Here is a 12033-nt window from a genome sequence, read left to right on the forward strand (position 1 = left end):
GTGCTGCGCTGTTGCATAGAGAGCCGAGTTGGCAGGCAGTTCGCTTACTCTGTGGGAGCGGGTTCACCCGCGAAGAATCCAACGCGGTGCTTGGCACCGGCTGCGCCGGTGTTCGCGGGTGAACCCGCTCCCACAGAGACCCTGTTGAATCAATAATTTATGTGCAGCTCTATGAGAGTGCCGTCGGGATTACATTCATTCACATGCAAACGCCGTTGGCCGCAGGGCATACTGTTGACCTGTTCACGGCGTTTTCAGGATCTGCCCCATGCAATTGGACCGTGCCACTGGCTGGTTCCACGGAATCGGAATCACCCACTGCCCCTCGCCGAACTTCAATACCCGCCCCGAAGGCGAATCGATTTCCCTGCTGGTGATCCACAACATCAGCCTGCCGCCTGCCTGCTTCGGCACCGGCAAGGTCCAGCAATTCTTCCAGAACCGCCTGGACCCCGACGAACACCCGTACTTCGCCAGCATCAACCACCTGACCGTGTCGGCGCACCTGTTCGTCGAGCGTGACGGTGCGGTGACCCAGTTCGTGTCGTTGCTCGACCGCGCCTGGCACGCCGGTGTGTCGTGCTTCGACGGGCGTGAAGGCTGTAACGATTTCTCCATCGGCATCGAACTGGAAGGCACCGACGACCTGCCTTATACCGATGCCCAGTACAGGGTGCTGGAGGAACTTACCCGGCACATCCGCGGTGCCTGGCCGGCCATCGACCTGGGCCGCATCCAGGGCCATAGCGACATTGCCCCGCAGCGCAAGACCGACCCCGGCCCGGCCTTCGACTGGCCCCGCTACCGCGATGCGCTGCAGCAAAACGAGGACAAGGCATGAGTTTTCTGGTGTTGTTGCTGGCGCTGTGGGTCGAGAAGTTCTCGGCCCTGCGCCATCAGGTGCAGCGCGATGGGTTCTTCCTTGGCGAACTGGTGCGCCTGGAGCGCAGCGGCAAGGTGCACCCGTGGTGGACGCTGGCCATCCTGGTACTGGCACCGGTAGCGCTGCTGGTGTTGCTGCTGCATGTGCTGGACCCGGTGGCGTATGGCTTGCTGGCATTGCCGGTGCACCTGCTGGTGCTGATCTACAGCCTGGGCCGCGGCGATGCCAAGGCATCGTTGGGGCCGTTCCGCGATGCCTGGCGGCGTGGTGATGACCAGGCCGCTTTGCATGTGGCCGAGCGCGACCTGGGGCTGGCGGCCGACGAACCGCACAGCCTGTTGGTGCGGGTGCAGGGCAACCTGCTGTGGCAGGTGTACCAGGGCTTTTTCGCGGTGATCTTCTGGTACTTCGTGCTGGGCCCGGGTGCCGCGCTGGCCTACCGCCTGCTGGCGCTGTGTGGCGAACACAGCAAGCAACCGACGTTGAAGGCTCGTGCCGAGCAGCTCAGGCATATCATGGACTGGCTGCCGGTACGGGTGCTGGCCTTGAGTTTTGCCCTGGTCGGCAACTTCCTCGCGGTCACCCGGGTGATGCTGCACGAGGTGCTCAACTGGCACATCAGCGCCGCACACCTGGTGGCCCGGGTCGGGCGCATTGCCGATGACATTCCCGAGGAAGAAGACAGCCAGCGCGGGCTGGGGCGGCTGGACAGCCTGTGGGAGCTGCTGCTGCGTTGTGCGGTGCTGTGGTATGCCGGGTTTGCGCTGTGGACGGTGCTTGTCTGATCTGAAGTCGGGCGCATACCCTGTAGGAGCGGCCTTGTGTCGCGATGGGCTGCGCAGCAGCCCCCGGATTTTCAGCTTCGCCGCATAAATTGCCGGGGCCGCGTTGCGGCCCTTTCGCGACACAAGGCCGCTCCTACAGCGACCGCGCCAGGTCTACCATCTGAACAACTCATAAGCATTGCGGGTGCTGGCATCAGCCAGCTCCGCGACATCCACACCCATCACCTGCGCCAGCGCCCCGGCAATTTCCGGCAGGTGCTCCGGGCTGTTCCTCACCCCGGGGAACATGACCGGCGCCATGTCCGGCGCATCGGTCTCCAGCACCACGCTGTCCAGCGGCAACCGCGCCAGGGTCTTGCGCAGCCGTAGGGCCTGCGGCCAGGTACCCGCACCGCCAAGCCCAAGCCGGAAGCCCAGCTTGATGTACTCGCGGGCCTCTTCGTAACTGCCGGCAAACGCGTGTATCACCCCCGCCCGCGCTGGCTTGTAGCGCTTGAGCGTGGCGATCACCTGGGCATGGCTGCGGCGCACGTGCAGCAGGGCGGGCAGTTCGAAGTCGCAGGCCATCTGCAGTTGCGCTTCGAACAGCGCCTGCTGGCGGGCCTTGTCCAGGTCTTCGAGGTAATAGTCCAGGCCAAACTCGCCCACGGCACATAGCCGTGGGTCGCCGTGCAGGCGCTCCAGCCACTCGCGCAGCTGCGTCAGGTGCTCCGGGCGATGCTGGTCAAGGTAGATCGGGTGCAGGCCGAGCGCGGCGAACAGGCGCTGGTCGGCACAGGCCAGGTCCCACACCCGCTGGAAATTCGCCTGGTACACCCCCAGCACCACCATCCGCTCAACCCCGCGCGACGCCGCGTTGGCCAGCAGGCGCGGGCGGTCGGCGTCGAAGTCGGGGAAGTCCAGGTGGGTGTGGGTGTCGATCAGGCGCATGTTCAGACCGCTGTAATGCGTTGCTTGAACGTTCGACCGACAGCGTGCACGCCAGGTTCGTAGCGTTTGTCCTCGATCGCGGCCAGTGCCAGTTCCAGGGCGGTGGCGGCAATCAGGCCATGCTGCTGGGCCATGGCATTGACTGGCAGCGGCAGGAAGTCGAGCAACTGGTTGTCGCCAAAGGTACCCAGCTGCAGCTGGCGCGAGTCGGCAGGGCGCGCCTGCAGGGTGTCGAACACCCCTTGCAGCAGCACGTAGGAGGTAGTCACCAGGGCATCCGGCAGGCCGCCAAGGTCGTCGATCAACTGCTGCATCAGGCGCTGGCCGCACTCACGGCTGAACGCGTCGCCCTGATAGCGGCGAACTTCGCCGGCATAGCCTTGCAGGGCTTCGTCGAAGCCGCCGGCACGTGCCTGGCTGACCGACAGCTCGGGGCGTGCGCCGATCAGTGCGATGCTGCGCGGGGCGGCGCTCAGCAGGCTGGCGGCCAGTTGCCGGCTGGCATCACGGTCGTCGCTGATCACCGAGCAGAAGTGCGCAGGGTCCAGGCGGCGGTCGATGGCGATCACCGGCAGGCCTTTGTCTTGCAGTTCGCGGTAGCTGTCGTCCTCTGGCGGCAGGCAGCTGGCGACGAACAGTGCATCGCAACGGCGGGCGCGGAACAGCTGCTGCAACTGGCGCTCGCTGTCGGGCTGGTCGTCGCTGCTGGCGATCAGCAACTGGTAGCCACGGGCGCGGGCACCTTGTTCGAGCTGCTTGGCGATGCGGGCGTAGCTGGGGTTCTCCAGATCCGGGAGAATGAAGCCCAGGGTGCGGGTATGCCGGCTGCGCAGGCCAGCGGCCTGCGGGTTGGGGGTGAAGCCGTGGGCCTCGACCACCGCGCGTACCCGCTCGACAGTGCTGTTGCTGATGCGCTGCTGTTCGGCCTTGCCATTGATGACGTAGCTGGCAGTGGTCACGGACACACCGGCCAGACGGGCGATATCGCTGAGTTTCACCGAATTTTCCTTGTTATTACCGGGGCTGGCTGTGAGCCCTGACCGGGTAGTTTGACCCGGCGAGGGCGCCACGCGCAGACGACCATTGTCGCAATTGTCCGACAGGATGGGGCTTTTTCCTCGGCAGATTATCGAGTAACGTGGCCGTCTGGTCAGATTAATCGTTTCAGCTGCCGAATTTTCTGCCTCGGCTGCCATCCGTGCAAGGCTGTTGAACTGGCCGTTCAAGTGAATTTCACAACAATACTCCAGTACCCGACCGGGAACTGCAAAAGGAGAAGGTCATGCTCGAGCTCGCCAAGGAGCAGATAGCCATGGGCCAGAAGGCCGCCGACAAGGCCGAGGCATTGCGCCTGCTGGCCGACCGGCTGGTCGCCGATGGCCTGGTCGCCGAGGGATACCTGCAAGGGCTGCAGGCCCGAGAGGCACAAGGCTCCACCTTCCTTGGGCAGGGCATTGCCATCCCCCATGGCACGCCGCAGACCCGTGACCAGGTGTACGCCACCGGCGTGCGCCTGTTGCAGTTTCCCGAGGGCGTGGATTGGGGCGATGGCCAGATGGTCTACCTTGCCATCGGCATCGCCGCCCGTTCCGACGAGCACCTGCGCCTGCTGCAACTGCTGACCCGCGCCCTGGGTGAGACCGACCTGGCCGAAGCATTGCGCCGCGCCGGCTCCGCCGAGGCTTTGCTGAAACTGTTGCAGGGCGCGCCGCAGGAACTGGCGCTGGATGCACAACTGGTCGGCCTGAACCTGGCGGCCGAGGACTTCGATGAACTGGCCTGGCGCGGCGCCCGCCTGTTGCAGCGCGCCGACTGCGTCGACAGCGGTTTTGCCGCCGTGTTGCAGCAGGCCGAGCCGCTGCCGCTGGGCGAGGGCCTGTGGTGGCTGCACAGCGAGCGCCAGGTGCGCCAGCCGGGCCTGGCCTTCATCACCCCGCAGCAGCCGCTGCGTTACCGGGACCAGCCGCTCAACGGGCTGTTCTGCCTGGCCAGCCTCGGTGCGGCCCACCAGGCCTTGCTCGAGCGCCTGTGCGAAGTGCTGATCGAAGGCCGCGGGCAGATGCTCTACCAGGCCACCAGCAGCCGCGCGGTGCTCGAGGTGCTGGGCGGTGAGGCGCCGGCGGACTGGCCCAGCGCGCGGGTCGTGCTGGCCAACCCGCACGGTTTGCACGCCCGCCCGGCAAAGGTATTGGCGCAGCTGGCCAAAGGTTTCGAGGGGGAAATCCGTATACGCCTGGTCGACAGCGCGCAGCCAGCGGTGTCGGTCAAGAGCCTGAGCAAGCTGCTCAGTCTCGGCGCTCGACGTGGTCAGGCGCTGGAACTGGTGGCTGAGCCAGCCATCGCCGCGGATGCCTTGCCGGTGCTGCTGGCCGCCATCGAACAAGGCCTGGGCGAAGAGGTGGAGCCACTGCCACAGAGCGCGGCGACCGTAGCCGGCGCAGCGGCCGAAGTGCTGCAAGCGCCCGCGGCCGGTAGCCGCATCCACGGCGTGGGTGCGGCGCCCGGCATTGCCAGTGGCCCGGCGCATGTGTGTGTCGAGCGTGAGTTCGACTATCCCCTGCGCGGTGAGTCCTGCGCCCTGGAGCGGCAGAAGCTGCGTGAAGCCGTGGCGACTGTCAATGGCGAGCTGCAGGCCTTGGTCCAGCGCAGCGACAAGGCCATTGGCGAAATCTTCGTCACCCATCAGGAAATGCTCGCTGACCCGGCCTTGACCGATGATGTGGAGCAGCGCCTGGGCCAGGGCGAAAGCGCCGCGGCAGCCTGGATGGCAGTGATCGAGGCGGCGGCACGCCAGCAAGAGTCGCTGCACGATGCCTTGCTCGCCGAACGCGCTGCCGACCTGCGTGACATCGGCCGCCGCGTGCTGGCGCAGTTGTGTGGCGTTCAGGCCCAGGCTGAACCCGAGCAACCCTACGTGCTGGTGATGACCGAAGTCGGCCCGTCCGATGTCGCCCGGCTGGACCCGAGCCGCGTCGCCGGTATCGTCACCGCCCAGGGTGGCGCCACCGCCCACAGCGCCATCGTCGCCCGTGCCCTGGGCATTCCGGCGGTAGTGGGTGCGGGGGCGTCGATACTGCTGTTGGACAGTGGCACGCCGTTGCTGCTCGATGGCCAGCGTGGCGTGGTCAGCGTGGCGCCGCCGGCGGATGAACTGCAACGGGCCCTGGCCGAACGCGACCTGCGCGAGCAGCGCTTGCAGGCCGCCTGGGCCAACCGCTTCGAGCCGGCGGTCACCCGTGATGGTCACGCTGTCGAGGTGTTTGCCAACATCGGCGAGAGCAACGGCATCGCCAAGGTGGTGGAGCAGGGCGCCGAAGGCGTGGGTCTGCTGCGCACCGAGCTGATTTTCATGGCCCACACCCAGGCCCCGGACGTAGCGACCCAGGAAGCCGAGTACCGCCGCGTGCTCGATGGCCTCGACGGGCGCCCGCTGGTGGTGCGCACCCTTGATGTCGGCGGTGACAAACCGCTGCCGTACTGGCCGATCGCTGCCGAGGAGAACCCGTTCCTCGGTGTGCGCGGCGTACGCCTGACCCTGCAGCGCCCGCAGGTGATGGAGGACCAGCTGCGCGCCTTGCTGCGCGCGGCCGACCAGCGCCCGTTGCGCATCATGTTCCCGATGGTCGGGCAGGTGCATGAATGGCGCGAGGCGCGTGCCATGGTCGAGCGCCTGCGCGCCGAGATCCCGGTAGCCGACCTGCAGCTGGGCATCATGGTCGAAGTGCCCTCGGCAGCGCTGCTGGCACCACAGCTGGCGCGCGAAGTGGACTTCTTCAGCATTGGCACCAACGACCTGACCCAGTACACCCTGGCCATCGACCGTGGTCACCCCAGCCTCTCGGCCCAGGCCGACGGCCTGCACCCGGCGGTGCTCAGCCTGATCGACATGACCGTGCGCGCCGCCCATGCCCATGGCAAGTGGGTGGGCGTGTGCGGCGAGCTGGCGGCCGACCCGCAGGCGGTGGCCGTGCTGCTGGGCCTGGACGTGGACGAACTCAGCGTCGCCGCGCGCAGCATTGCCGAAGTCAAGGCCCTGGTCCGCCAGGCCGATCACCAGACGGCCCGCGCCCTGGCGCGCGAGGCCCTGCAACAGGACAGCGCCGCAGCGGTTCGCGCGCTGGTGGAGCGTTACTGAATGGCCAAGATCCTCACCCTCACCCTGAACCCGGCGCTGGATATCACCATCGGCCTGGATACCCTGCGCCCGGGGCAGGTCAACCGCAGCCAGGAGCAGCACAGCCACGCCGCGGGCAAGGGGCTGAACGTTGCCCAGGTACTGGCCGACCTGGGGCACAGCGTCACTGTTGGCGGCTTCCTCGGCCGTGACAACCTGCAGCCCTTCGAGGCGCTGATCGACTGGCGCGGCTTCGTCGACTGCTTTGTCCGCGTACCGGGCGAAACCCGCAGCAACATCAAGCTGGTCGAGGCTGATGGCCGTGTCACCGACATCAACGGCCAAGGCCCGGAAGTCGACGAAGCGGCACGCAGTGCATTGCTGCGCCGCCTGGCGCAGATTGCCCCGGGCCACGACGCGGTGGTGGTGGCTGGTAGCCTGCCGCGCGGGATCAGTGCCGACTGGTTCCGTCAGTTGCTCGAACAGCTCAAGGCGCAAGGCCTCAAGGTGGCCCTGGACAGCAGCGGCGAAGCCCTGCGTGCCGGCCTGCAGAGCTCGCCCTGGCTGGTCAAGCCCAATACCGAAGAGCTGGGCGAGGTGCTCGGCCTGGCTGTGGATAACCCGGCGCAGCAGCGCGCTGCTGCCGAGCGCCTGCTGGCCAGTGGCGTCGAACACGTGGTGGTGTCGGCGGGCGAGCAGGGCGTCAGCTGGTTTACCCATGACCATGCCGTACATGCTTGCCCGCCCAAGGTGCAGGTCGCCAGCACGGTGGGCGCAGGTGATTCGCTGGTGGCCGGCATGGTCCACGGCCTGCTGCAGGGCGAAGCCCCGGCGCAGACCTTGACCCGTGCCACCGCGATCGCTGCACAGGCTGTTACCCAGGTTGGTTTCGGCATCCGTGACCGCGAGCAACTGGCGCGTCTGGAAGCCGCCGTGCAACTGACAGAACAACAAGAGGGTTGCCGATGAACATTGCCATTGTCACTGCCTGCCCCAACGGCCAGGTGTCGAGCGTGCTGAGCGCGCGCTTGCTGTCCGCCGCTGCCCAGCGGCGCGGCTGGAGCACCAGCGTCGAAGTACAGGATGCCGGCCACCCCGAGCGGCAACTGAGCGCCGCGCAGATAGCCGAGGCCGACTGGGTGCTGGTGGTCAGCACCGGCCCGGTGGACCTGGCACGTTTCGTCGGCAAGCGCGTGTACCAGAGCACGCCGTCCCAGGCTTTGGCCGACCGCGAAGGCTTCCTTGATGAGGCGGCGGCCAATGCCCGGCTGCTGGCCGCGGTGCCCGGCCTTGCGGCCGAAGCTGGCAACGCAGGCGCACGCATCGTCGCCGTCACGGCTTGCCCGACTGGCGTCGCGCATACATTCATGGCCGCAGAAGCCTTGCAGCAGGCCGCGCAGCAACTGGGCTACCAGCTCACCGTCGAGACCCAGGGTTCGGTCGGTGCGCGCAACCCCTTGTCCGCCGAAGCCATCGCCGCAGCCGATGTTGTGCTGCTGGCCGCCGACATCGAAGTGCCCACTGCGCGTTTCGCCGGCAAGCGCATCTACCGTTGTGGCACCGGTATCGCCCTCAAGCAGGCCCGTGCCACCCTGGACAAGGCCTTGGCCGAAGCCAAGGTGGAAAACAGCAGCGATGCTGCAGCGGCGAGCACGCCTGCGAAGGGCGAGAAGACCGGGGTATACAAGCACCTGCTCACCGGCGTGTCGTTCATGCTACCGATGGTGGTGGCTGGCGGCCTGCTGATTGCCCTGTCGTTCGTGTTCGGTATCGAGGCCTATAAAGAACCGGGCACCTTGCCGGCGGCGTTGATGCAGATCGGCGGCGAGGCTGCGTTCAAGCTGATGGTGCCGCTGCTGGCGGGCTATATCGCCTGGTCCATCGCTGACCGCCCGGGGCTGGCGCCCGGCATGATCGGCGGCCTGCTGGCCAGCACCCTGGGCGCCGGTTTCATCGGTGGTATCGTCGCCGGCTTCCTCGCCGGCTACAGCGCCAAGGCCATTGCACGATGGGCGCGCCTGCCCAGCAGCCTGGAGGCACTCAAGCCGATCCTGATCATTCCGCTGCTGGCCAGCCTGTTCACCGGCCTGGTGATGATCTACGTGGTCGGCCAGCCGGTGGCGGCGATGCTGGAAGGGCTCACGCATTTTCTCGACAGCATGGGCACCACCAATGCCATCCTATTGGGCCTGTTGTTGGGCGGCATGATGTGTGTCGACCTGGGCGGGCCGATCAACAAGGCCGCCTATGCCTTCTCGGTGGGGCTGTTGGCCTCGTCGAGCTATGCGCCGATGGCGGCGACCATGGCCGCCGGCATGGTGCCGCCGATTGGCCTGGGTATCGCCACCTTCCTGGCCCGACGCAAGTTTGCCCAGAGCGAGCGTGAAGCGGGCAAGGCGGCCCTGGCGCTGGGGCTGTGCTTCATCTCCGAAGGGGCGATCCCGTTTGCCGCCAAGGACCCGCTGCGGGTGATCCCGGCCAGCGTGGCCGGCGGGGCATTGACCGGGGCATTGTCGATGTACTTCGGCTGCAAGCTGATGGCGCCGCATGGCGGCCTGTTCGTGCTGCTGATCCCCAATGCGATCAACCATGCGCTGCTGTACTTGTTGGCGATCGTGGCGGGCAGCCTGCTGACGGCGGTGGTGTATGCGGTGATCAAGAAGAGCGAGCGGGTGGAGTTGGCGGTAGCGCCGGTGAAGGGTTAGAGATTTCAGCGGGCCTTACTGGCCTCTTCGCGGGTGAACCCGCTCCCACAGGTACTGCACAGGCATCAGGTCCGCGCGGTCTCTGTGGGAGCGGGTTCACCCGCGAAGAGGCCTGAACAGGTCAACGCCCGTGCTTCTGCCGCAACGGCACAAGCAGATCGCCCAGCCCGTTGTGATCGATCTCGTGCATCAGCGCCAGCAACCCACCCAATTCCCCCGCCGGGAAACCCTTGCGCGCAAACCAGGCCAGGTAATCCCCCGGCAGGTCGGCAATGATTCGCCCCTGGTACTTGCCAAACGGCATGGTGCGGGTCACCAGCAGTTCGAGGGTTTCCGGCTTCATGATCGGCGCACCTGGCTGTTGAAAAGCGCCGACCATACTGCAATCTGCACGAAGGCCCAAGCGGCAATCATGCAGAACGCCATTTTCAGGTTCTGCTCTGATATTTCTATCTAATTGATTTGGAAGGATTTTATTGAGATTAAAGGCTTGGCACGAACACTGCTCCGTTACAGATGACTATCACCTGCCAAGGAGTTTGTGCCATGAGCAATCCCAACAAAGATGTGATCGACGTGCTGAACGACCTGATCGAGTACAGCAAGGATGGCGAGAAAGGCTTCAAGGCCTCGGCCGATGATGTGAAGAACCCCGAACTGAAAGCGTTCTTCGTTCAACGTGCCGGTGAGTGTGCCAATGCGGCCGGCGAACTGCAGAGCGAGGTGCGTCGCCTGGGTGGCGACCCGGAAACCTCCACCAGCATCAGCGGTGACCTGCATCGGGGTTGGGTCAACCTCAAGGCGATGGTCACTGGCAAGGATGAGGAAGCGGTGCTGAACGAGGTGGAGCGGGGCGAGGACCATGCCCTCAAGGCCTACAAGGAAGCCCGCGAGAAACTGGTGAAGCTGGGCCGCACCGCCAGCGACCAGACCTACACCTTGGTGGAAAAACAACTGCAAGGTGTACAGCGCAACCATGACCAGGTCAGGGCCCTGCGCAACGCCGCCCGCGCCCGCGCCTAGTCGGCAGCAGGCCCCTCTACCCGGTTGCGGCCTTTGGCCTTGGCCCGGTAGAGCGCTTCGTCCGCAGCACCCAGCACCCTCGCCAGATCGTGCTGGGTGCCTGACAGGCCGATGCCGATGCTCACCGTGACCGAGTGGGCATCATCGGCAAACGGCGCCAGCGCCTCGACACTGGCGCGGATGCGCTCGGCCAGCAGCTGCGCACCGGCCAGGTCGGTTTCCGGCAGCACCACCTGAAATTCCTCCCCACCGTAACGCGCTGCCAGATCGGCCGGGCGACGGATGCATTCCTCGATGGTCCTGGCCACTTCGCGCAAGGCATGGTCGCCACCGGCATGGCCGTGGCGCTGGTTGAACGCCTTGAAATGGTCGACGTCCACCATCAGCACCGCCAACGGCTTGCGGTTGCGCTGGGCGCGGGCCCACTCCTGGCGCAGTACCTGGTCCAGGCGGCGGCGGTTGGCCAGGCCGGTCAGGCTGTCGGTGGCGGCCAGGGTCGCCAGGCCCTGTTCGGCCTCTTGGCGGCGGCGCAATTCGCGGCCCAGCAGCAGGGTCAGCGAGAGGATGCCCACACAGAGCACCCCGGTGGCCACGCTGACCACGATCGCAGTACGGCGCCAGGACTCGAACACGTCTTCGGCCGAATGCACCACCAGTACGATCAGCGGCAGCTGCGCGACCCGGGCGAAGGTGTACATGCGCGGTTTGCCGTTGCGGCTGGAGCGGGCGGTGAAGCTGCCGCTCTGCTCGCTGAGAATGCGTTTGAAATTGGGCCGCTCGGCATAGTTGCTGCCGATCCCTGGGTCTTGCGTGCGGCTGGGCTGGCGAGCCAGCAGTTGGCCGTCGGTGTTGAGCAGGTTGATGCTGCTGTCATCACCAATGTCCAGGCGCTGGAACAGCTCACTGAAGTACGACAGGCGCAGTGCACCCGCTGCCAGGCCGGTGAACTCGCCATTGGCATCGGAGATACGCCGGCTGAAACTGATGCACCAGTCCAGGTCGCCCAGCTTGGCCTTGAATGGCGGGCCCACCAGCAGGCCGAGGTTGGGGTTGTGCAGGTGCGCCTGGAATACCCCGGTGTCGCCGAAGTTGGCCTTGCGTGGCACGCTGCTGGTGGAGTCGCCCACCACATTGCCTTGCTTGTCCAGCCACAGCACGTCACCGCGCTTGCGGTCGACGAAGGCTTCATTGAATAGCAGGCGTTGGCGCACCGGGCCGGGGATTTCCGGCAGCTCCTTGCGCCCGACCGCCCAGATCAGGCCCTGCAGAGACTGGTCGTAGAGTTCGACGTTGCGCAGGATGTCGCTTTCGATCAGCTGGACGATATTGTTGGACGAGCGAATTGCCGACAGCTCGACATTGTCGCGCTCGCGCGCCAGCAGGTAGCTGACGATGGCCACGATGGCGAGCACGGCAAGGCAACTGCCCAGATTGAGGATCAGCTCGGGGTGCGACCTGTAGTGTGCGAAACGCGGTAATCGGGTGGTCATGCTCGCTACTGCGTGGGCAGGGCCATTCGCGGCGGCGACATTCTAGGGAAGCGGGGATTGTCGGACAAGATTTGTCCGACGGAATCACGGTATACCTTATTCT

The 12033-nt window shown here is 66.0% G+C and carries 10 protein-coding genes; 6 read left to right on the forward strand and 4 right to left on the reverse strand.

Annotated elements, in window-relative coordinates; genetic code table 11:
- Positions 1-268: 268 nt before the first annotated feature.
- A complete protein-coding gene (gene ampD, locus ACGLHT_RS09295) occupies positions 269-841 on the forward strand; it encodes a 1,6-anhydro-N-acetylmuramyl-L-alanine amidase AmpD (RefSeq protein ID WP_137163003.1) in 573 nt (190 codons plus the stop codon).
- Complete coding sequence (ampE, locus tag ACGLHT_RS09300; protein ID WP_025337724.1) at positions 838-1668, forward strand: regulatory signaling modulator protein AmpE; 831 nt, start codon at positions 838-840, stop codon at positions 1666-1668. The genes ampD and ampE overlap by 4 nt, the downstream gene beginning before the upstream one ends.
- A 153-nt stretch (positions 1669-1821) precedes the next feature.
- On the opposite strand, the gene ACGLHT_RS09305 is transcribed toward ampE, so the two are convergent.
- Positions 1822-2598 (reverse strand): TatD family hydrolase, encoded by a 777-nt coding sequence (locus ACGLHT_RS09305; RefSeq protein WP_274119742.1) that lies wholly within the window; start codon positions 2596-2598, stop codon positions 1822-1824.
- Positions 2599-2600: 2 nt separating this feature from the next.
- On the reverse strand, positions 2601-3596 hold the full coding sequence (gene cra / locus ACGLHT_RS09310) for a catabolite repressor/activator (protein ID WP_274119741.1): 996 nt from the start codon (positions 3594-3596) through the stop codon (positions 2601-2603).
- A 284-nt stretch (positions 3597-3880) separates the two neighbouring features.
- Here cra and ptsP point away from each other — a divergent pair, with 284 nt between their 5' ends.
- Genes ptsP through ACGLHT_RS09325 form a run of 3 tightly spaced genes read left to right on the forward strand, consistent with a single transcriptional unit; the run spans position 3881 to position 9417 of the window.
- The gene (ptsP, locus tag ACGLHT_RS09315; RefSeq protein ID WP_274119740.1) at positions 3881-6733 is read left to right on the forward strand and encodes a phosphoenolpyruvate--protein phosphotransferase; all 2853 of its coding nucleotides are present in this window, start codon (positions 3881-3883) and stop codon (positions 6731-6733) included.
- Entirely contained in the window at positions 6734-7681 is a 948-nt protein-coding gene (pfkB, locus tag ACGLHT_RS09320) for a 1-phosphofructokinase (RefSeq protein ID WP_025337728.1), read from the forward strand.
- Positions 7678-9417 carry a PTS fructose-like transporter subunit IIB gene (locus ACGLHT_RS09325; protein ID WP_274119739.1) on the forward strand — a complete coding sequence of 580 codons (1740 nt, stop codon included), beginning with the start codon at positions 7678-7680 and terminating at the stop codon, positions 9415-9417. The genes pfkB and ACGLHT_RS09325 overlap by 4 nt, the downstream gene beginning before the upstream one ends.
- A 121-nt stretch (positions 9418-9538) precedes the next feature.
- On the opposite strand, the gene ACGLHT_RS09330 is transcribed toward ACGLHT_RS09325, so the two are convergent.
- Complete coding sequence (locus ACGLHT_RS09330) at positions 9539-9760, reverse strand: DUF3820 family protein (RefSeq protein ID WP_015268980.1); 222 nt, start codon at positions 9758-9760, stop codon at positions 9539-9541.
- A 203-nt stretch (positions 9761-9963) separates the two neighbouring features.
- On the opposite strand from ACGLHT_RS09330, the gene ACGLHT_RS09335 reads away from it, so the two are divergent.
- Positions 9964-10440: a PA2169 family four-helix-bundle protein gene (locus ACGLHT_RS09335; RefSeq protein WP_025337730.1), complete on the forward strand. Its 477-nt coding sequence runs from the start codon at positions 9964-9966 to the stop codon at positions 10438-10440.
- Here the strand turns inward: ACGLHT_RS09335 and ACGLHT_RS09340 are convergent.
- Positions 10437-11930: a GGDEF domain-containing protein gene (locus tag ACGLHT_RS09340; protein WP_274119738.1), complete on the reverse strand. Its 1494-nt coding sequence runs from the start codon at positions 11928-11930 to the stop codon at positions 10437-10439. The genes ACGLHT_RS09335 and ACGLHT_RS09340 overlap by 4 nt on opposite strands.
- Positions 11931-12033 lie beyond the last annotated feature (103 nt).

This window comes from Pseudomonas sp. PsB, from assembly GCF_043658375.1.
In the GTDB taxonomy this organism is placed as follows: Bacteria; Pseudomonadota; Gammaproteobacteria; order Pseudomonadales; family Pseudomonadaceae; genus Aquipseudomonas; species Aquipseudomonas putida_Z.

Excerpts from the sequence above, each read along its gene's own strand:
- ampD (WP_137163003.1), top strand. The coding sequence starts at position 269 with ATGCAATTGGACCGTGCCACTGGCTGGTTCCACGGAATCGGAATCACC.
- ampE (WP_025337724.1), top strand. The coding sequence starts at position 838 with ATGAGTTTTCTGGTGTTGTTGCTGGCGCTGTGGGTCGAGAAGTTCTCG.
- ACGLHT_RS09305 (WP_274119742.1), bottom strand. The coding sequence starts at position 2,598 with ATGCGCCTGATCGACACCCACACCCACCTGGACTTCCCCGACTTCGAC.
- ptsP (WP_274119740.1), top strand. The coding sequence starts at position 3,881 with ATGCTCGAGCTCGCCAAGGAGCAGATAGCCATGGGCCAGAAGGCCGCC.
- pfkB (WP_025337728.1), top strand. The coding sequence starts at position 6,734 with ATGGCCAAGATCCTCACCCTCACCCTGAACCCGGCGCTGGATATCACC.
- ACGLHT_RS09325 (WP_274119739.1), top strand. The coding sequence starts at position 7,678 with ATGAACATTGCCATTGTCACTGCCTGCCCCAACGGCCAGGTGTCGAGC.
- ACGLHT_RS09330 (WP_015268980.1), bottom strand. The coding sequence starts at position 9,760 with ATGAAGCCGGAAACCCTCGAACTGCTGGTGACCCGCACCATGCCGTTT.
- ACGLHT_RS09335 (WP_025337730.1), top strand. The coding sequence starts at position 9,964 with ATGAGCAATCCCAACAAAGATGTGATCGACGTGCTGAACGACCTGATC.
- ACGLHT_RS09340 (WP_274119738.1), bottom strand. The coding sequence starts at position 11,930 with ATGACCACCCGATTACCGCGTTTCGCACACTACAGGTCGCACCCCGAG.